The organism is Paenibacillus sp. QJM3NY_38 (assembly GCF_056173265.1).
Window position 1 is genome coordinate 3,549,664 of the sequence record NZ_CM149665.1, and the last position, 20,706, is coordinate 3,570,369.

Consider the following 20,706-nt stretch of genomic DNA (forward strand, 5'->3'; position numbering starts at 1 on the left):
TGTTATCACAAAGGGCTGTAAGGAGGAAAATCATATGTTCAGCATCCTTCGCAAATATAATCGCAGCGTCATTGTAGCGTGGCTGTTCTCTTATGTCACCGTACTAATGGTGCCGATTCTGATCAGCTTTGTGCTGTATTCATTCTCATACCACCAAGTGAAGGGCGAGACCAATCGGGCAAACGAATTGCTTCTTCAGCAGATGGAAATGTCCATTGACAACAAGCTGAAAAGCCTGGAGCGTTTAAGTTTGGAAATCGCGCTAAACAAGGGGATATCGGCATTTTCCAGCGTGGAGTTACCACTTCGAGATCACCAGTATTACGATGTGTTCAGCATATCGGAAAGCCTGCGAACTTATAAAAATGCAAACGATTCGATTGAGGATATTTACGTCATGTATTTGAACAGTGATACAGTGATTTCAACCTATGGCCACACAAGCGGCAGGGGCCTCTATCAAAAACTGCGGCGAAATGACGAACCCTCTTATGAGAAGTGGATGGAACTGTTTGAGCAAAGATATGTAAACGGTTACAAATCTATGGAGTTTCAAGATGGCCTTCAGAGCTTCCCGGTGGTTGTATTTGCTCATTCCCTTGTATTTAATTCCCCGGCACAGCCCCCTGCTGTTGTCCTGTTCTTGATCAAGGATTCGAAGCTCATCGAGAGCGTTCCCCGGCAAAAGGATGCCAGTATGTTCATTATCGATACGGATAGTCAGTATATCGCTGCATCACGACAGGATCCGACCGTACCTGCTGGCCTGAATTATGAGCAGCTTCAAGGAGATAGCGGAATGATCTACATGGACTCGGGCGAGGGGAGGTTCGCCGTTTCCTATATCACGTCGCAAGTAACCGGATGGAAATATGTATCCGTACTGCCAGCAGCATTATTTAATGAGAAGATGAAAGATTTACGTCATCTGACATGGATCAGCATCGCCCTGAGCTTGTTTATCGGAGGGATCGTTACAGTATTGTTCTTACGCAGAAACTATATGCCGGTTCAATTGATGCTGCAAAGTTTATCCAAGCAATTCGGTCTGAGGTTTGACGCGGGAGCCAACGAATACTCGTTTCTGCAGGGGACGATTCAGCAGCATTTTCATGAAAAGGCAGATATGCAAACGGCGCTTCACAAACATCGCAATACAATACGAGCGCATTTATTGCGGCGTCTGTTAAAGGGGTACTCCGATCATGATCAGTCTCTCCATACCACGCTGCCTGCTCACGATATCCAGTTTCATTCCGACCGATCTGTCGTCCTGCTGATATCGATTGATCATTATGGCAAGTTTGAGCAGTTTGGCATTCGCGGACTCCCGGATCAGAAGCAGCAAATGCTTTATTTCATACTGACCAACGTGCTTGAGGATACAGCTTCCGATGAAGCGATCGTTTTTACAACAGAAATGAACGATGCGCTTGCTTGTGTCGTTAACTTCAAAGCGAGCTTGTCAGAGGAGCAGGAGCAATGTGTGTTGAATCGAATACTGGCTCAGGTTCGCGAATTCATGCGAAAGCATATTGAAGCAGAGCTTACGGTGGCTGTGGGTCAGGTTCATTCGAGTTTGCATGGCATTGCCCTTTCTTATCAAGAAGCGCAAGCCGCACTTGAATACCGGATTGTGATGGGGAGCGGACAGTTCATCCCATATACGGACACGCTTTCTGACAAGAGTATGCAAACCCGTCAATTTTATTATCCTTTGAGTGCCGAGCAGCAGTTTATAGGCTTGGTGAAGAGCGGGAGCTACGACAAAGCAGAAGCCATTTTGGATAATATATTCCAAGCCAATTTTTCAAAGCATCCGGTTTCGGTACCAATCGCCAAATGCCTGATGTACAACCTGGCAAGCACGATGCTGAATACGCTTGAGGAAGTGAAAGCGGGCAGCAAGCGAACATCTGAAGAGCAATTCATCGATGCGGATCTATTGCTCGAATGCGATCATGTTCCGGAGATGAAGGAGCGGATGAAACAGATGCTTGCGCAAGTCTGTGATTGGATCCTGGCCGAGAAACGGAATCATCACCGTTATCTAATCGAAGATGTCTCGCAGTATGTCCAAGAGCATCTGTATGACCCGAAACTGAATATTTCAATGATTGGCGACGCTTTTCAGATGACCCCCTCTTATGTATCAAGACTGTACAAGGAATTTACAGGAGAAGCCTTGCTGGATACCATTAACCGCCTCCGTCTGTCTAAAGCAAAAGAACTGCTTATTCTGCAAAAGCTTACCGTCAATGAAATCGCTTACCAGGTCGGTTATTCGGATGTCAGCACGTTCCTGCGAATCTTTAAAAAATTCGAAGGCATGACCCCCGGCAAATATCAAAAAGCCGCACTGTAAACCCGGATTTTGGAGGAAAATCCATCGATTTTTAAGGAATTGCCTGTGATTTTAGATTTTGTCTATGGTCAGGGACGCGGGTTTTATTGAACAATGACATCGGATAGGGCATCATGCTGGCCTATCCGCTACCTTAATCTTACAATCGGGGGAATGATGATGGTTCAACGTTTGCGGGTCAAAGACAGCTTGTTGCGAAATGTAAAGTCAGGACTGACCGCCATATTGTTAACAAGTCTGGTGCTTGCGGGATGTTCGTCGGGGAGTAAAGATAACACGCCGGATGCTAAGCCGAACGAGGCCGGGAAGGATACATCCACTGCAATCGATTCATCGTATCCGCTAAATACAACCGAATCGATCACGTCATGGGAAATCTTGAACATGAATGCGGTAACCTTCTATTCCAACCTGGCCGAAACGCCGTTCGGGAAAGCGCTTGCCGAAAAAACAGGAGTTCAGGTGGAGTATATTCATCCTAATGATCAGCAGACGGCAGAGCAGTTCAATCTAATGATCGCATCCGATGAGCTTCCCGATGTCATTGAATACGATTGGACCGGACGAAGTGCGGGATCTTATCCGGGCGGACCCGAGAAAGCCATTCAGGACGGTGTTATCCTGGAGCTTAATGATCTGATTGATCAATATGCCCCGAACTTGAAGAAAAAACTTGAAGCGGATCCGGTGCTTGATCAAATGGTCAAGACAGACAGCGGCAAATATTATGTATTTCCCATGATTCGCAATCCATCCGGTCTCGTCTTCCGCGGTCCCATGATCCGTCAGGATTGGCTGGATGAGCTTGGTCTTCCAGTTCCAACGACCATAGAGGAGTGGGAGAAGACGTTAATTGCCTTTCGTGACGAGAAGGGTGCCAAAGCACCGCTAAGTGTCACTTACACCGGAGGGAACTTTGAGATCCGCGATGCTTTCATCGGAGCTTACCGCACCTCAAACTCCTTCTATGTCGACGATGACGGAAAGGTGAAGTATGGTCCCATAGATCCGCAGTATAAAGATTTTCTGGCCTTATTCCGGAAGTGGTTTGCGGAAGGATTGTTTGACAAGGACTTTGCGCTCACCGATACCAAAGCGTTGGACAACAAAATTCTGACCGGGCAGACCGGGGCAACGGTACATCTTCTCAGCGGCGGCATGGGAAAATGGATGGATGCTATGAAGGCGCAGGATCCGAAGTTCAAGCTGGTAGGAGCTCCGTATCCAACTCTCAATAAAGACGAAGTTCCCTTTATCGGACAACGGGATTTCAAGTACAATCCGGGACCAAGCAAAGCCATCACAACCGCCGCCAAAAATCCGGAATTGATCGTACGCTGGCTGGATTATGCCTACAGCGATGAGGGCGCGATGCTCTACAACTTCGGCATTGAAGGGGAGAGCTACGCGATGGAGAACGGTGCGCCGGTGTATACCGATTTGATTAAAAATAATGAGAAATATAGTCTGCAGCAGATGGTATCGCAGTATTCCAAGCCGAATGGACCTTACGAAGCGGATGAACGCCGGAACTGGAATACGTTCCCTGAGCAGGATGAGGCCGTGAAAGTATGGGCGAAGACGGATGCCGAGAAGCATATACTGCCTGGATTCCTGACGCCAACCGCCGAAGAAAGCAAGGAGCTTGGCAAGATTCTAACCGAAGTAAGCAACTATAAAGAGGAAATGTTTGTCAAGTTTATTGTCGGCAAGGAGCCGATGGAGAGTTATGACAAGTACGTGGAGCAAATCAAGAAGCTGGGGATTGAACGTGCGGTTGAGATCTATCAAAGCGCCCTGGATCGATACAACAGCAGATAATGAATTGCGAGGGGAATGGAGCGGGCTCTCATCCCCCTCGCTAACTTGAACCTTCAATAGACAGAACATAAGGAGTGAGCACGGCATGGCGAAACTTCCGCCTCCGACACGCACGTCAATTCCTTCTAACTCGGCAGGACTGGATCCTCGAAATTGGGGCTTGTTAAAGGACATTAGTAAAAATCGTTTCCTGTACATCATGTTAATCCCGGTACTCCTATACTTTGCGGTTTTTCATTATTTCCCCATGTACGGGGCGTCCATCGCCTTTAAGGAGTTCTCTCCGCGTCTTGGCATCATGGGTAGTCCATGGGCCGGCTGGGAGCATTTCGAATCGTTTTTTAACGGCATCTATTTCTGGCGGGTCGTCAAAAATACGCTGTTAATCAGCTTTTATGAGCTCCTCTTTGGCTTCCCGGCGCCCATTATATTGGCGCTTCTGCTGAACGAGGTGAGGAAAACCGCATTTAAACGCACGGTTCAAACCATAACGTATATGCCGCATTTTATTTCGCTGGTTGTTGTTTGCGGCATTATTAAGGAATTCACGATGAGCGACGGGTTAATCAACGATATTTTGGCTTTTTTCGGATGGGAACGGGTCTCTCTTCTGCTGGAGTCTGAGTATTTTCGGACCCTCTTCGTAACCTCCGGAATTTGGCAGAACATCGGTTGGGGGACCATCATCTACCTTGCGGCCCTGGCCGGTATCGACCAGGAACAATATGAGGCCGCGAAGATTGATGGAGCCAATCGGTGGAGGCAGATGTTGAATGTGACTTTGCCAGGGATCATGCCTACGATTATCATCCTGTTCATTCTTGAAATCGGCAGGCTGATGAACGTTGGCAGCGAGAAAATCATCCTGCTTTATAACCCGTCAACCTATGATACAGCAGATGTGATCAGCTCCTATGTGTACCGGGTAGGGTTGCAGGAATTCAATTACAGCTTCAGTTCGGCGGTAGGGTTGTTCAATTCGGCCATCAATTTCACGCTTGTTATCGGCTCAAACTGGCTGAGCCGCAGAATGAACAAAACCAGCTTGTGGTAGGAGGTGAAGGGAATGGAATGGAGAGCTGGGAATCGATCGGTTGGCGAAAAGCTGTTTGATGTTTTGAATTACGTCTTGTTGACCGTAATCACCTTATGTACGTTATATCCATTGATATACGTGCTGTTTGCTTCCTTGAGCGATCCAACCCGTTACATGCAGCATTCGGGAATTCTATGGAAGCCGCTGGATATAACATTTAACGCATACCGGCTTGTGTTTGACAATCCGATGATTATACAAGGATACCTGAATACGTTTTTAATCGTTTCGGGCGGTTTGGTGCTCAATATCACGTTGACCGCGTTCGGAGCGTATGCGTTGTCCCGTAAGGGTTTGCGATATCGCAAGCAGCTAATGCTGTTTATCGTATTCACCATGTTCTTCAGCGGAGGTTTAATTCCGCTCTATTTTACAGTGAAAGGCCTGGAGCTCACCAATACGCTGTGGTCCTTGATTATCCCTCAGGCTATATCTGCTTTTAATCTGATTATCATGAGAACGGCTTTTGAGGCGGTGCCTGATAGTCTGGAGGAATCGGCAAAGATTGATGGAGCTAATGAATTCGTCATCCTATTTCGGATCATGATGCCGCTGTGCATGCCGGTCATCGCCGTCATGCTGCTGTATTACGGTGTCAGCCACTGGAACTCGTGGTTCCAGGCCATGATCTATTTGCAGGATCGCTCCTTGTACCCGCTTCAGCTCGTCCTGCGGGAGCTGCTGCTTCTGAATGATGCAAGCTCTATGGCAAGCGGAGCGAGCGGAGGAGAGGTTGCCGTTATCGGCGAAACGCTCAAGCATGCAACCATTATCGTAGCAACGGTACCGATTCTGCTGGTCTATCCGTTTCTGCAGAAGTACTTTGTGAAAGGTGCCCTAATCGGTGCCATTAAAGGATAACGAAGGAGGATATGATGAGTAAATTAAAGATTCAACATGAACTCGACTTGGATATGTGGTGGAACGCTGCTCGGATGAAGGTGGACCGGATGCTGGCAAGGGAGCCTGAACTTGCACCCCATGCAGCCAAGGATGGGGAATACGACGGCTTGACCTTGGACAACTGGATATCAGGATTTTGGCCGGGAATGCTGTGGATTTTTTACGATATGACCGGGGATGCGAAGTATAAGGAAGCGGCGTGGGAGTGGGATATACGGATGGAACGATTGACCTTGGAAGAGAGTCGCTTCCATCATGATGTCGGGTTTCAGTATTTGCCGACAGCCGTATTGAAATATAAGTTAACCGGAGATGCCGATGGCAGAAGACGAGGACTTGCGGCGGCTAACTTTCTGGCTGGACGATTTAACTTGGCTGGCCAGTACATCAGGGCATGGAACAAGGATCTCCCGGGTTGGGCTATTATCGATTGCCTCATGAACCTGTCCCTCTTGTACTGGGCTTCCGAAGAAGGTGAAGACCCGAGATTCCGCCACGTGGCGAATGCTCATGCGAATATGGCTTTGGAGCATATGATCCGAGCCGATGGATCCACCTGTCATGTGGCCGTGTTTGATCCGGAAAGCGGGGAATTGCTGGAGTATAAGGGATGGCAGGGCTATGCCCCGGATTCCTGCTGGTCGAGAGGGAATGCGTGGGCGCTGTACGGGATGGCTAACGCTTACCGTTATACGAACAACAAGGATTTTCTGTATGCCGCCGAGAGGGTAGCTCATCATTTTATAGCTTCCTTACAGGGGCACGGGGTGCCGCCATGGGACTTCCGGGTACCGAATCCCGATACCGAGCCTCGTGACACCTCCGCTGCGGCCATTGCCGCCTCCGGATTGTTGGAGCTAGCTGCCTTGACAACTCCGGAGGTTGGGGCTGTATACCGGACAGCCGCTGAGCGAATCGTCCTGGCATTGTCGACGGAGTATGCAGCATTTCAGGTCCATGAGCATGAGGGAATCCTGTTTGGCGGAACCGGCCATAAGCCAGCGGACACCAATATCAATGTGTCGCTAATTTATGGGGATTATTATTACATCGAGGCTCTGGCGAAGCTTCGGGGCTGGGTTCATCGCGTATTCTGATGGGTTATGGTTATGGGCGTTAATATTCGAAGAGAGGTGAACGGATATGAAAACGTTATTAAACGCATTAAACCAACGGTATCACAGATTGATATGTATGGGGCTGGTCTTGGTCCTATTGGTCGGAACACTGATGATGTCGCCTTTAGAAGCCCAAGGGGCATCAAGTGATGCAGGAGGGAGCAGCATGAACCGAATCGAGAGCACGGTAACGGCAAGCAGCCACCAACCGGGCACGAACTATGTACCTGGAAATGTATTGGATGGGGTATGGGGCGAGGACGCGGAGAGCCAGCAAAGCCGCTGGTCCGCATCGGGTCAAGGTCAATGGCTGCAGTTTGATCTAGGCACGGAACAAACCGTTACTTATGTGAACATTGCGTTTCTGAATGCTAGAGAGCGTCAGTCCAGCTTTGAGATATTAGCTTCGAATACTGAAGATTTCCAATCCAGCACCGTTGTTTTTGAACGACAGTTCAGCCGGCAGCTGAAACCGGAAGATAGCGTCATGCAAACATATGTATTACAGCCTACGGTGAAGGCAAGGTATTTGAGGTTGATCGGATATGGCAATAATGCCAGCGGCAGCTCGGGAAACTGGAACAGTATCATGGAAGTAGAGCTTTACGCAGGGAAAGTGCCGGGTGAATCACCGGAAGAGCCGCAACCACCGCTTCCACCAAACGCTGGCGAAGTGAAGGAGGAAGATGTAAAGCCTCCGGAGATGAAGCGCGTCTCGGTCAGCACGGCGGAACAATTGCAGCAAGCGCTGGATCAGGCTGTGGCTGGTACGCTGATTGAACTGAAGGATGGGACCTATGAGCAGAACGGTCCGTTTGTTGTGAAGGATAAACACGGCTCTGCCGTCTATCCGATTCGGATTACCGGGAAGTCCGGGAAGGCAATTATTAGCGGGAACAGCTACATGCACATCGAAAATTCAAGTTATGTTGAGGTCAGCGGACTCACGTTCCGGAACGGGATCGGCGATGAGAATGGAAAACAGACCTTGATGGACCGGGGTTTGGCACAGCGGGCGCTCACCGGAGTTCATCCAGGGGTTCAGCTGGAAAGCTCCAGCCGAATTTCTATTTTGGGCAACACCTTTGCCTTGGATGAAACGGGTCAGCCCTACCGATTTAAAGCTCAAAACCGATATGTATGGTGCCTGCTCAATGTGGAGGACAGCTGCCGGTACAGTGAAGAGCGGTATAATCCGAACGGAGAAGTGTATAAGGGGTTAACGCCATTTGAAGATCCGAAACTCATGACGGATAATGGCACGCACAGACATTACATCCGTGTTGAAGGTACGAGCAGCCATAACCGGATCGCTTATAATGATATTGGACCGAAGAAAGGTTTTGGCGCAGTCCTGATTTATGATGGCGAAGGGCATAGCGGACAGCATATATCGCAATACGACGTCATCGAGTATAACTATTTTCACGACATTGGTCCCCGGGTAACCAACGGATTGGAAGCCATCAGGCTCGGGCTTTCCAGTACCTCGCTCGCATCCGGTTATATTACGGTTCAGTACAATTTATTTGACGGCTTTAACGGTGAAGATGAAGTGATATCGGTGAAGAGCAGCGACAATATCATTCGGAACAACACGATTCGTCATTCATACGGCGGGATTGTGTCTCGGCATGGAAACCGTAACAGCTTCTACGGTAACCATCTGATCGGGGATGGAGTGACACCCGGCAGCAGCGGGTTCCGGATCTACGGCAATGATCACAAAATCTATAACAATTACATGGAAGGCCTTACGGACAAAGTGATTCGTCTTGATGGCGGAACACATGACGGCGGACCGGAAGGCAGCACGAATCCAATCGTTCGTTGGGGTGGAAACCAGGAGCAAACTGCAAGGCTTGGCGATCTGCCGGCTGAACAAAGAACGGAACTTCTGCGTGGACATTGGCGGCAGTATAATGTTCAAATCTACAATAATACCATCGTGAATGTCGGCAATCAAACAACAACTTTCAATCTGGGCGGCAGAACCTATCAGCCTGTTGGGACAAAGATTTATAACAATCTGATATTTAGCCATGCAGGCACCATGTTTCATGAAACCGATGCGGTGATCCAAGCACCCGACCAGGAACGGGCTGTGTACAAGGGAAATATGCTCTCGGGGAACGCACCGATCTCGAACAATCCCATCGTGGACAGAGAGATGACCAAACAAGATCTCCATTTGGTGCGCAGTATGGACGGCCTCATCCGCTTATCCGTCTATAGCCCGGCCGTTGACGCTGCCCTAACTCCATTCATTGCAGAGATTGACATGGATGGACAGCTTCGGTATATCCCGGACGTGGGTGCAGATGAGTATGCTCCAGGCAAGCAGCGGGCCAATCCCCCGCTTTCCGTCCATGATGTAGGCCCGGATGCTTGGATGAAATGAAGGTGAGTATTCTTACGACAAACGTCAGCATCATTCTGCCTTCATCCCGATTCTTCGAACTTTGGACGTCACACGGTAATCAAAGGTTACGTTTTTATAGATTTTGCCCCATTGCTCCGCAGATTTAACATGGCTTTTCCAATACGATGGTTTTTTGGCTCTTACCAATTCGCCGAATCCGAATATATCGGATTCTTTTTTTTGCGTCTTTTGGATTAACCCGATTAATAATTGTTTAACGGAATGTTCATTCTCGCGTGCAATTTCCTCCAGAATTTTCGTGCTGTTGATCGGGATGGTATCTGTGTTTTTCTCTTCGACATTAACCTCTGTCATCGCCGTAATCGTAAAATGGGGAAATCCGTTCTTGATATCGACTTTAATTTCCGATTCCCGGTTCGTCGCATGGATCGTTACGACTTGTGAATCGTTCCCAATATGAATAATTCCGCGGTATCCTGCGGGACTAATTCCCTTGATGACCAAGTAACCGGCAATCTCAAACGGTTTTGTCACGCCTACCATTTTGGCCCCTTTAAAAAAAGCCATTCCGCTGATTTCTACGTTTTCCCCCTTCATGATTTTAATATAAGGCAGAAATCCTTCCTGGCCTTTCTTTGAAGAATTGCTCCAGAACGTCCCAACGTAGTTACTTGGAAATTTGCCTTGTTTGACGGCATCGTCCAATGTGGATGCTAGATACAGCGCCGGGACACGCTCCAATTTGGGTGCTGCCTGCATATGATTTTTGGCATTCCCTTTTGACACCATCAACCAGGCCATTCGGCGAACTTCTGCGTTGCGATGAAGATAGTCGTTCAAATTTTGTAATCCTTTTCTGGCAAACTCTTCTGATACGACAATGACGCGCAGATGGCCAAAAAACAATTTGCCTGATATTTGCTGCTGTAAATTCATCATGGCGTCGTCGACGGTGTGTCCTACAACATCAAGCACCCAGACCGTTTCCTGCTCGCCTTCTCCCGAACCGCCGCCTTCCCCTGGCCCGAGTGGTATTCTCCCGGGAAGAGCAATTTGAACGGATAGTTGGATTAATTCCTGTTTAGGCGCAGGGTATTTCCCGCGTAGATGAGATATTTCATCCTCTCGTGCCTCAGCGTCTTTGTCAGCCGTATCAATTGATATTCCTAGAACGACAGCGCGTTCTTCAATTTCCATCCGATCCCAGCAGCCTGTCAGGAGTGAGCAGGATAGAAGAAGGATAATCATGAATTTTACGCTTAGGTTAACGCTTACTCTTTTTCTCATTGAAATCCTCCTAAACTTGGTGATAATGCTCACTCACACCAGAGCTTTAACAAGTATGACACTTAGAAACAACGCAGTTCCGATCACGATATGAATCCAGCCCAGTATACGAGATACCTTCATTTCCTTGGTCATGTTCGATTGTTCATACTTATTTTTATCGATGAGCAGATTGAACATGCCGGACAACACCCAGATCAAGATAGCGACATCCAAATAACCGCTGTAAAGATTTCCGATCATTTGGACGCACCTCTTTTTTTACGCAGCATGGCGATGATAAGCAGCACGCCAGGATATACGATGGTTATCAGCAGACCGAATTTGGATATCAAGCTGTTCACTTCATTCAATTGAACCAAGCTTTGGGGCAGCATGGCCAAAACGAACAGGATGGGCAGGATGAAGAAGGACATCATCCCGTGATCAGCTAATCGGAATAACTTGCTTATCGAGTAAATCGTAAAGTAGTAGCAAGAGAACAAGGATGTAAAGACAGCGGTTACCCAGACGGCAAGAAAGACCGCATCCAAACGTTCCAGTACATTGGCAGGTAATGAAGTTGCTTTTGCCAGCTCCAGCGTCGGCCATAACAGCTTCTTTGTCTCTTCCGCCCCAAACACGCTAACCGTTGCCGTGACGATTAATATATAGAGCACACCGGTAATCAGCATTGCCCATATGCTGGACCGCATCGCTCTTTCCGGTTTGCACATGGCAGGGATGACCATCATCATAATGAAGTATCCCTGGAACATGGTGGACAATGTAATGATGCCTGCCGGAATTCCTCGAATTTCGTTCCCTAACACTGGGAGAACATTAATCATGTCCGCGTTTTTTAACGACAGGGCAACGATCAACAGCGCAGGAATTAGGATAAAGGGGCTATAGAATAGGTGAATATAAGCAAAGGTCATGATATTTCGGCGTGAAGAAAAAGCAGCCAGGAGCAGCATGACCAGTACAGTGACCTCGAGCGGCGTGTTTTTCAATACGGCTGTGACAACGACCTCTCCGAATTCTCTTGCAACAAGAGAGCTTAAGACAGCAAAGAAAGCAATCGATATGAGGCTTCCGATTCTCCCGAGCCATTTGCCGATGATAACCTCGCTATACTCGATGTAAGAGTCACTCGGAAACCGCATGCCAAGCCGGGTCATGAAAAAAAGTCCGACAAACGCTAGCAGCATTCCCAAAAAAGTGACGAGCGGAGCTCCTGCATCCGCTGCCTTCACCGCAGCTAACGGAAGTGCAAGAACGCCTACTCCAACGATGGTGCTGATCGTAACGGCGGAAGCCTGCAAGACAGTGATTTGGCGCTGTTCTCTCATCGTTAACGCCCTTTCTCGTCGTTAGGTTGGACGGGATCCATGATATGGGATGAAGAATGATCCACCTGTTCCTTCATTTGATCACCCAATCTTGTTTTGTTCATCGGATGGAGGAAGGAAGGCCGGTTCTTCATTTTCCACAACGGCCCACGGGTCAGGAGATCCCGCATGCCTTGGAAGTTGCCTGGCACAAATGGACTTAAGTACGGGACACCGAACGATTTAAGTGACAATAAATGATTGGTGATCAAAATGATGCCAACCATGACGCCGTATAGACCGAAGATACCGGCTAAAATGATCAGCGGAAAACGAAGCAGTCGAAGAGCCAGAGCCGCATTATAGGCCGGGGTTGCAAAAGAGCCAATGGTCGTTAAAGCGATAATAACAACGGTTATCGGGCTCGCGAACCCGGCCGCTACCGCAGCTTGCCCGATGACGAGCACGCCGACAATGGATAAAGCTCCGCCGACCTGTTGTGGCAAGCGTATGGTCGCTTCCCTTAAAACCTCCATCGAGATTTCAATGACAAGCACTTCAATCACGGCTGGGAAGGGAACGCCGGCACGTCCGCCGGCAACGGCGACCGCAAATTCTGTAGGGATCAGCTCCGGATTAAACGAAATAATCGCCACATACAGCGAGGGAAAAACCAATGAAAATACTAGAGCAACCAGACGGGACATTCGAATCGCACTCATCAGGACGAAGCGTTCGGTATAATCTTCAACGGTCTGATAGAACTGGCTGAACACCGTAGGTGCGATTAAGGCAAGAGGGGAGCCGTCAACCAGAATTGCGATTCTCCCTTCCAGCAGATTCGCCACGACTTTGTCGGGCCGCTCCGTATACTGGATTTGCGGAAACGGAGACCAATGGTTATCTTCGATGAATTGTTCCAAATAACCTGAATCCAGAACGGCGTCGATTTCAATGGCATCCAGCCGTTTTTGAACTTCTTTTATGATGCCGGGATTAGTTATGCCGTCCATGTAACAAATGGCAACTTTGGATTTGGTCTTCGTTCCGATCTCCATGGATTTCACTCGAAAATCCGGTGTTTGCAGCCGATAGCGAAGCAGAGAAATATTCGTTCCCAGGGACTCTATAAATCCCTCTCTGGCCCCGCGAATGACCTGCTCCGTCGCCGGCTGCTCAATAGCGCGCTGCGTGATCTGCCGTGTGTCAATGATAATTGCCTCGTCCAGTCCTTCAATGGCTACAACGGATTGTCCCCTTAGCAGGTTGTCGGTAATAACGGAAATTTTCCTTTCCGAAAAACCCTCGCTATGATAAAGCGTATCTTTCATTATGGTTTCCATTAACGCATCGTGCGGGAGGTTATGAACGTCGATATGGCGCGGCCCATATTTAAGGGGCTTTAAAATCGTGTTATTGATGACGGCATGATCCGTCATATCGGAGAAATATAACAATACAGCCGGATGCTGCCCGAACACTTGGAATCCATATACCATAAAATCGTCACTATCACCCAGAACTTGCTTGATTTCGGATAAGGTTTCTTCCAGATTCACCGATATGTCCATATCCTCTGAGTTCTTCCCATTCGGATTGGCAGAAATATTATTGCTATTGTTGGGCTGGTTCGAACCCGCCCATGTGGAAAATGACATTGTACAAACACCTCTCCTGATTCAACGGGTCACAGCATTTGGATATTTTGCTTAAGTATTTCCTCTGGTTGTTATTTTTATCAATGGGAGCAAACTAAATCGTTTGTTAGGAGTACGTTGCCGAGAAGATAATATTTGTGGGAATTGATCAACAGCAAAAATATGTATTGTATTTCATATATGTATACGATATATTGCATATAACAAACATGAATAGTAAGGATGATAAACTATGCCAGTACCTAAGAATTTTGTCTCTCCCGTACGGATGACCGCAAAGGAAAGAGCATTCTCCCAAATTCAACGGTGGATTATCGATGGCACGTTGCAGCCCGGAGAAAAATTGCTCGACGCTGAATTGGCGGAGTCTCTTGGCGTAAGCCGAACGCCCATCCGGGAAGCTTTTCAACTGCTCGAAGTACAAGGACTCGTGTCCACGCATCCTGGAAAAGAAACAAAAGTTACGGCCATCGAGAGGGAAGATATCTTTAAGATGTATTCGACCATGGCTGCTCTTCAAGCATTAGCTGCCGAAGTGGCCGCTACCATTATTGTTCCGGAGCAGATCCAGCAATTGCGAGCGATTAATCTGGATTTTGAGAATGTCATGAAAAGCGGGCAAGTCTATCAAGCTATGGAGTTGGATGAGCAGTTTCATAACTTCATTGTGGAACTCTCCGATAATCCTTATGTCGCTGCATATAGCGCTTCTCTTCAAATGCATATCCGACGGTTTAAATACGTGTTCCTAAAACAACCGATCGCTGCTACACAAGCTTCGGTCGATGAGCATGCATCGATTATCAGTGCTTTCGAGCAGAAGGACAGTAATCGGGCACAGGCGATGATGAAACAAAATTTCATGCGTCCCATGCAGGAACTGCATGGATTACTCTAAAAAGACAGGAGAGGGAAGGATGACAAACAAAAAAGACTTGCGTATTCGCAGTAAAGTAATCAGTGAGGGTGTCAATCGGGTACCGAACAGAGCGATGCTGAGGGCTGTTGGTTTTACAGATGAGGATTTCAAGAAACCGATGATTGGCGTAGCCAGCACTTGGAGTGAAGTCACTCCGTGCAATATGCATATAGACAAGTTAGCCTTAGAGGCCAAGCAAGGGGTACGCAACCATGGCGGCGCCCCGCTTATTTTTAACACGATCACGGTTTCGGATGGCATTTCGATGGGACATGGCGGTATGCTGTTCTCCCTGCCCAGCCGTGAAGCCATCGCGGATTCGATTGAGATCGTGACAGGGGCCGAGCGATTCGATGGCCTCGTGGCGATCGGAGGTTGTGACAAGAATACGCCCGCATGCCTGATGGCGATCGGAAGGATGAATATTCCTGCTGTTTATGTTTACGGGGGTACCATCCAACCCGGGAAACTCGAAGGCAAGAACGTGGATATCGTTACGGCTTTTGAAGCGGTCGGGCAATATCACGATGGAAAAATGTCAGACGAGCAGCTCCATAAGGTTGAGTGCAGCGTCTGCCCGGGACCGGGCTCCTGTGGTGGCATGTACACAGCCAATACGATGGCCGCTGCGGCAGAAGCCATGGGGATGAGCCTGCCCGGGTCATCTTCCACACCGGCTATTTCACCTGACAAGGCAGCGGAATGTGCAGCAGCTGGAAGGCAGGTCATATCGCTGCTGGAACATGATATCTATCCCAGGGACATCATGACCAAAAAGGCATTTGAGAATGCGATAACGGTTGTCATGGCTTTGGGCGGTTCAACTAACGCGTTCCTGCATCTGCTTGCCATTGCTCATTCGGTTGGTGTTGATTTGACGTTAGACGATTTCGAGCGAATCCGTTTGCGCGTTCCCCACCTCGCAGACCTCAAGCCAAGCGGACGACATGCCATGCAGGACTTAAACGAAGTGGGCGGCATACCGGGCGTCATGAAATTATTGCTCGCCGAGGGGCTTCTGCATGGGGATTGCCTGACGGTTACAGGCAAAACCTTGGCAGAGAATCTGGCGGAGGTTGCACCGTTATTGGACAGCCAGGAAATCATTCACCCAATCGATAAGCCGTTGAAGCCAAATGGGCCATTGGTTGTGCTAAGAGGTAACCTCGCACCTGAAGGTGCGGTTGCCAAAATGTCGGGTATGAAGAACCTGCGTTTTGTCGGACCGGCCAAGGTGTATGACAGCGAGGAGGATGCAACCGAAGCGATCTTGAAAGATGAAATCCGCAAGGGTGATGTGGTAGTTATTCGTTATTGCGGTCCAAAAGGCGGACCGGGTATGCCGGAGATGCTGTCGGTAACGGCTCTCATTGTAGGCAAAGGTCTCGGTGGGGAGGTTGCGCTGATTACGGACGGCAGGTTCTCGGGAGGATCGCATGGGTTCGTAGTTGGCCACGTATCGCCAGAAGCACAGGTAGGAGGGCCGATCGCGCTGCTGAGGAATGGGGATATGATCACCATCGACAGTGAAACGCAAGAAATGAACTTCGACGTATCGGATGCAGATTTCGCTGCACGGGCACAAGCATGGCAGCAGCCGCCACTCAAGGTTTCCACAGGCGTATTATACAAATATGCACGATTAGTGTCCTCAGCATCTAAAGGTGCGGTCACCGACTCAGCGGAATAAGATCATGTTCCAGCCTGAATGATGGGCTATTGCAAACAAGCTCTTGCCAATTCGCAAGAGCTTGTTTGCATATGAGTGAACCAGGCGTATTCGCAATTTTATCAGCAATAAACTTTTTGGATTTCTCTAAATTGAATAAACACAAGTAAGTGCTTTTGACATAAATAGATCAAAATGCTGGCAAATAAGCATGTGGAGACTAAAAATTATGGCCAGGGTATGGTATGATTTTTAAATCATTATTTTTGCAAGCGTTATCATTGGAAGCGTACATATCGATTTATAATGTCCTGTTAGTCCTGTTCTTTACATCTAATACCAAGAAGGAGCAGACGATATTGGGAACATTCAAATCCAAAATACTCATTTACAGTTTACTGCTGGGATCCTTCCCGACGATTCTTATCGGATTTTTCTCTTATTTTATTGCCGCCAAAGATGTGGAGGAGAAGGTAAACGAGGGTAATATGCATCTGTTGAACCAGACCCGGATGAGGGTCGAGCAGGTGCTCGATTCCATGCAAAGAACCGCCCTGCAGTTTGAGAACTCTTCGCTGCTGAAGTCTGTGATGGACAGCAAGTTAAGCGGACAGGACTTTATTAAGGTCCGGGAACTGATGAAGGAAATGTTTAACCTGCAGACGCAGACCATATTAAATCAGGTGTATGTCGTTAATCTGAAGCATGAATGGGTCGTGGATTTAAATTCCCTCAAACCTCTGGAGGGATTGAACAAAACCGAGTTCGAGCGGTATCTGGATACCAATGAAAGCATATTCTGGGCAGCGGGCTCGGGAGAAATCTCGCAAACCGCGAATCCGGTGGAGACGGATCATTGGAACAGCGCCGAACAAACGGCAACAACCCTTCGGCTGGTGCATAAAATACCGCTGCTGTCGAAGAATGCGTCGCCGACGGGTATTCTGATTCTGCAAATCACCGCCAAAGATATCCGGAGTATGCTGGAGCCCGTCAATTTGCGGGCCGCTCAGTATATCCTGAACGAGCAGGGAGATGCATTCCTGTCGCCAGTTCAGGATCGTGAGGCTTACCGTTCGATCAACGGAGAGATTTCGGCAAGGATTCAGCAGTCCGATCAGCTCCAAGGTGCATTCCATGCGGAGAGCGAAGGTAAAAAGGTGAGCGTGCTGTATGCCAAATCGGAATATAACGGGTGGACTTATGTATCCGTCGTATCCCTGGATAAAGTAACGGACCAGACAGGAAACATTGCGCTGATTACCGCCGCCGCCTGTTTCGGGATTATTGTGACCGTGCTGATTGCTTCTTGGTTTGGCAGCCGGAGGATGTATTCTCCAATCCGCAGACTCCATGAGTTCGCGACGAACGTTCAGCCACAGCAGGCCGATGACAGCCGCAAAGATGAGTTTGAGTTCATTCGGGAGAGCCTGACCTCCCTTGCCGTTTCCAGAAACGAGCTGGACAAACAGATGAAATCCCAAACGGTCCATCTGCGAGAGTTCTATGTCCTGAAGCTGTTTACTGAGCAAATGTCCGGAGCCGATGACAAGTACGCTTCCGAACGCTACGGGTTTCCAACGGGCTGGGGAAGCCTCGGGGTGCTGCAGCTTGAGCTGGATAACCTTCAGCAGTCGCGGTTCCAGGAACAGGACCGGGAGCTTCTTCTGTTTGCGGTAAGCAATATCGTCTCGGAAACCCTGCCGGAAGAGGCCCGCTTCAGTCCCATCGTGCTGAATCATTCCCAGGTGACGCTGCTGACCTGTAAAGAAGAGGATGCCGAAGCCGGGCAAGCTTTGTTCTATGAGACCGCTCAGCACATCAAAATCAAGGTTCAGGAATACCTCGGGCTCGAATGCAGCATCGGCATCAGCCTTCCTTTCAAACGGTTGTCCAATGCGAAGCGCGCCTATAAAGAAAGCAGCCAGGCACTCAAATTACGATTTATTCTCGGATCGAATATCATCGTACGCTATGCCGATATTGTGGATCAAGGAAGTGCAGAGAAGATGGTATACACGAAATTAAGACTGATTGAAGAACAGATGATGCTTGCCCTTGAAGAACGGCAGCTTGAGAAGGTGGAGCAGCAGTTTCAGCGTTATTTGGATGAATTGCTGTGCAAGGACGGGCTTTATCAAGAGCATCATTTATTGCTGCTGCAGCTCGCGTCAAGGACCGTAAGCATAGCCCAGGAGCAGGGACTGTCGATGCAGCAATTATGGAATGGCGAAGAGGAGCTGAAGCTTCTGTTCAGGCTGCAGACACGAAGCGAAGTTGCGAGCTGGTTCCACTCCAAATTGTTTAAACCTGTGATCGGGATTCTGGAGGACATGGCGGATAAGCAATTCGTAAGCATTACCCGCCGAATCGTGGAGATCGTGCAAGAGCAGTATGATAAAGACATTTCACTCGAATACTGCGCGGCGGTCATGAATTTTAATCCGGCTTATATCAGCCGGGTATTCAAGAAAGAGATGGGTGTGTCCTTTAGTGAATACTTAAGCGAGTACCGAATGAATATAGCCAAAAATCTGCTGGCCACGACCGAGCTGAAGGTCTCGGAAATCGGCCAGAAAGTGAGCTACACGAATATCAGCGCCTTCATTCGTACCTTCCGTCGGACATTTGGGGTAACTCCCGGCCAGTACCGGGAGCAGCATAGTGAAGAAGGCTAGCTTGAGAATGAGCAGGTCGATTCGAAGATGAAGACATACCCGGCTGCATGATGGCTCAATTTTGAGTAAGCCACCATAACAAGAACTTAATGGAGCTGTTCCACCCGTAGAATGTTCTGCGGTGGAGCAGCTTTTTTGCACGAAAAAGAACGCCCGTACGGTGCCATTAAAAATACAGATTCGGGACCATTTATTGCATGGCTTATGTAGAGGGCGAAGATCCTTCTCCTATCTGTATGTCATATGCGGCATACAGAAGGTGGAATACGGCACATGCAGGGAAATTGGTGAAATCCTGCAATCCTTGCTGAAAAGGCATTTACCGAGGGCTGGTGTGTGAAGTCATGAACGGAGTATAGCCGGACACGAGGATGGTGACGGATAATTAATCCATGAAAACGCATACAACCAACAAGGACGATGTTCAAACAGGCAATACCCATGCTTCCAAAGTGAGTTTTGTTCGAAGCTCATTCAGGAAGTAACGCTCACAAAATTTTTAGGAGAGGTGCTATGAAAACAAATCAAGCTCCGGCAACAGTCGGCCCGCAAGTAAAGAGGGAACTGCGCCTGGAGAAACGAAAGCTCTTACTAAGGGATCTGGTCAGGGACAGGTGGATGTATCTGATGCTGCTGCCAGGCGTGCTGTATTTTATCATTTTTAAATACGTGCCGATGTACGGGGTGACGATGGCTTTTCAGGATTACAAGCCGCATACCGGATTCTTCGGCAGCCCGTGGGTCGGATTCAAGCATTTTGAGCGCTTTTTCAGCGAACCGCAGTTTTGGATGCTTTTTCGAAACACCATCATTTTAGCGTTATATAATTTGATCTTTTTCTTTCCGCTGCCGATTATACTGGCACTCATGCTGAATGAGCTGAGGCGGGAACGCTTCAAAAGGTTTGTGCAAACCTTGATTTACATCCCGCATTTTGTATCTTGGGTTGTCGTCGTAGGTATTTTCTATATCTTGTTTACGACCGAGAACGGCATTCTTAATGAAATCATTTATCAGATAACGGGTGAGAAAATCGCTTTCCTGCTGGAGAAGGACTGGTTTCGGACGATGATTGTGTCCCAGTCTATCTGGAAGGAAGTAGGCTGGGGAACGGTGATCTTTCTTGCCGCCCTTGCAGGGGTAGACCTGCAGCAGTATGAAGCCGCACGGATCGACGGAGCCGGACGCTGGCGCCAGCTGTGGCATATCACGCTGCCGGCCATCCGCAGCACGATCATCATTTTGCTTATTCTTCGTTTAGGCAACTTCCTGGACTCGGGCTTCGAGCAAATCTTCCTGATGATCACGCCGACAAACCGGGAAGTGAGTGAAGTATTCGATACGTATGTATACACCAAAGGGATGACGCAGGCACAGTACAGTTACAGCGCAGCCGTCGGATTGTTTAAATCCTTTGTCGGATTGATTCTGGTTCTCGGTTCAAACTGGATGGCCAAGCGATTCGGGGAAGAAGGGGTGTACTAGGAGGATGCCGC

The 20,706-nt window shown here is 48.5% G+C and carries 14 protein-coding genes; 10 read left to right on the forward strand and 4 right to left on the reverse strand.

The features are described from left to right. The first annotated feature begins 34 nt into the window (after positions 1-34). The 6 genes from AC0VZ8_RS16400 (at position 35) to AC0VZ8_RS16425 (ending at position 9,704) form a co-directional block, all read left to right on the forward strand. Positions 35-2,365 (forward strand): helix-turn-helix domain-containing protein, encoded by a 2,331-nt coding sequence (locus AC0VZ8_RS16400; protein ID WP_475487570.1) that lies wholly within the window; start codon positions 35-37, stop codon positions 2,363-2,365. 153 nt (positions 2,366-2,518) lie between these two features. Then, on the forward strand, positions 2,519-4,186 hold the full coding sequence (locus tag AC0VZ8_RS16405; RefSeq protein ID WP_475487571.1) for an extracellular solute-binding protein: 1,668 nt from the start codon (positions 2,519-2,521) through the stop codon (positions 4,184-4,186). 85 nt (positions 4,187-4,271) lie between these two features. Further along, positions 4,272-5,240, forward strand: a complete 969-nt coding sequence (locus AC0VZ8_RS16410; protein WP_071220961.1) for an ABC transporter permease — start codon at positions 4,272-4,274, stop codon at positions 5,238-5,240. A gap of 12 nt (positions 5,241-5,252) precedes the next feature. Next, a complete protein-coding gene (locus AC0VZ8_RS16415; protein ID WP_475487572.1) occupies positions 5,253-6,143 on the forward strand; it encodes a carbohydrate ABC transporter permease in 891 nt (296 codons plus the stop codon). An 11-nt stretch (positions 6,144-6,154) separates the two neighbouring features. After that, positions 6,155-7,282 (forward strand): glycoside hydrolase family 88 protein, encoded by a 1,128-nt coding sequence (locus AC0VZ8_RS16420; protein ID WP_475487573.1) that lies wholly within the window; start codon positions 6,155-6,157, stop codon positions 7,280-7,282. 187 nt (positions 7,283-7,469) lie between these two features. Next, positions 7,470-9,704 (forward strand): chondroitinase-B domain-containing protein, encoded by a 2,235-nt coding sequence (locus AC0VZ8_RS16425; RefSeq protein ID WP_475487574.1) that lies wholly within the window; start codon positions 7,470-7,472, stop codon positions 9,702-9,704. 30 nt (positions 9,705-9,734) lie between these two features. Here AC0VZ8_RS16425 and AC0VZ8_RS16430 read toward each other — a convergent pair whose 3' ends face one another. The 4 genes from AC0VZ8_RS16430 to AC0VZ8_RS16445 are packed head-to-tail and all read right to left on the reverse strand — an operon-like array spanning position 9,735 to position 13,944. Beyond that, positions 9,735-10,973 (reverse strand): Ger(x)C family spore germination protein, encoded by a 1,239-nt coding sequence (locus tag AC0VZ8_RS16430; RefSeq protein WP_475487575.1) that lies wholly within the window; start codon positions 10,971-10,973, stop codon positions 9,735-9,737. Positions 10,974-11,006: 33 nt separating this feature from the next. Next, on the reverse strand, positions 11,007-11,216 hold the full coding sequence (locus AC0VZ8_RS16435) for a CLC_0170 family protein (RefSeq protein WP_071220965.1): 210 nt from the start codon (positions 11,214-11,216) through the stop codon (positions 11,007-11,009). Further along, entirely contained in the window at positions 11,213-12,307 is a 1,095-nt protein-coding gene (locus AC0VZ8_RS16440; RefSeq protein WP_475487576.1) for a GerAB/ArcD/ProY family transporter, read from the reverse strand. The genes AC0VZ8_RS16435 and AC0VZ8_RS16440 overlap by 4 nt, the downstream gene beginning before the upstream one ends. 2 nt (positions 12,308-12,309) lie before the next feature. Next, the gene (locus AC0VZ8_RS16445) at positions 12,310-13,944 is read right to left on the reverse strand and encodes a spore germination protein (protein WP_071220967.1); all 1,635 of its coding nucleotides are present in this window, start codon (positions 13,942-13,944) and stop codon (positions 12,310-12,312) included. A 232-nt stretch (positions 13,945-14,176) separates the two neighbouring features. Here AC0VZ8_RS16445 and AC0VZ8_RS16450 point away from each other — a divergent pair, with 232 nt between their 5' ends. The 4 genes from AC0VZ8_RS16450 (at position 14,177) to AC0VZ8_RS16465 (ending at position 20,695) form a co-directional block, all read left to right on the forward strand. Continuing rightward, entirely contained in the window at positions 14,177-14,842 is a 666-nt protein-coding gene (locus AC0VZ8_RS16450) for a GntR family transcriptional regulator (RefSeq protein ID WP_260067239.1), read from the forward strand. Positions 14,843-14,861: 19 nt separating this feature from the next. After that, positions 14,862-16,553 carry a dihydroxy-acid dehydratase gene (ilvD, locus tag AC0VZ8_RS16455; protein WP_475487577.1) on the forward strand — a complete coding sequence of 564 codons (1,692 nt, stop codon included), beginning with the start codon at positions 14,862-14,864 and terminating at the stop codon, positions 16,551-16,553. A gap of 338 nt (positions 16,554-16,891) precedes the next feature. Further along, a complete protein-coding gene (locus AC0VZ8_RS16460; RefSeq protein ID WP_475487578.1) occupies positions 16,892-19,210 on the forward strand; it encodes a helix-turn-helix domain-containing protein in 2,319 nt (772 codons plus the stop codon). 513 nt (positions 19,211-19,723) lie between these two features. Next, complete coding sequence (locus AC0VZ8_RS16465) at positions 19,724-20,695, forward strand: ABC transporter permease (protein ID WP_071220970.1); 972 nt, start codon at positions 19,724-19,726, stop codon at positions 20,693-20,695. The last annotated feature ends 11 nt before the right edge of the window (positions 20,696-20,706 follow it).

What these genes read in the sequence shown, in the direction of transcription:
- AC0VZ8_RS16445 (WP_071220967.1), bottom strand. Translation starts at nt 13,944, where the DNA reads ATGTCATTTTCCACATGGGCGGGTTCGAACCAGCCCAACAATAGCAAT.
- AC0VZ8_RS16410 (WP_071220961.1), top strand. Translation starts at nt 4,272, where the DNA reads ATGGCGAAACTTCCGCCTCCGACACGCACGTCAATTCCTTCTAACTCG.
- AC0VZ8_RS16435 (WP_071220965.1), bottom strand. Translation starts at nt 11,216, where the DNA reads ATGATCGGAAATCTTTACAGCGGTTATTTGGATGTCGCTATCTTGATC.
- AC0VZ8_RS16405 (WP_475487571.1), top strand. Translation starts at nt 2,519, where the DNA reads ATGATGATGGTTCAACGTTTGCGGGTCAAAGACAGCTTGTTGCGAAAT.
- AC0VZ8_RS16450 (WP_260067239.1), top strand. Translation starts at nt 14,177, where the DNA reads ATGCCAGTACCTAAGAATTTTGTCTCTCCCGTACGGATGACCGCAAAG.
- AC0VZ8_RS16465 (WP_071220970.1), top strand. Translation starts at nt 19,724, where the DNA reads ATGAAAACAAATCAAGCTCCGGCAACAGTCGGCCCGCAAGTAAAGAGG.
- AC0VZ8_RS16425 (WP_475487574.1), top strand. Translation starts at nt 7,470, where the DNA reads ATGAACCGAATCGAGAGCACGGTAACGGCAAGCAGCCACCAACCGGGC.
- AC0VZ8_RS16415 (WP_475487572.1), top strand. Translation starts at nt 5,253, where the DNA reads ATGGAATGGAGAGCTGGGAATCGATCGGTTGGCGAAAAGCTGTTTGAT.
- AC0VZ8_RS16440 (WP_475487576.1), bottom strand. Translation starts at nt 12,307, where the DNA reads ATGAGAGAACAGCGCCAAATCACTGTCTTGCAGGCTTCCGCCGTTACG.
- AC0VZ8_RS16420 (WP_475487573.1), top strand. Translation starts at nt 6,155, where the DNA reads ATGATGAGTAAATTAAAGATTCAACATGAACTCGACTTGGATATGTGG.
- AC0VZ8_RS16400 (WP_475487570.1), top strand. Translation starts at nt 35, where the DNA reads ATGTTCAGCATCCTTCGCAAATATAATCGCAGCGTCATTGTAGCGTGG.
- ilvD (WP_475487577.1), top strand. Translation starts at nt 14,862, where the DNA reads ATGACAAACAAAAAAGACTTGCGTATTCGCAGTAAAGTAATCAGTGAG.
- AC0VZ8_RS16430 (WP_475487575.1), bottom strand. Translation starts at nt 10,973, where the DNA reads ATGAGAAAAAGAGTAAGCGTTAACCTAAGCGTAAAATTCATGATTATC.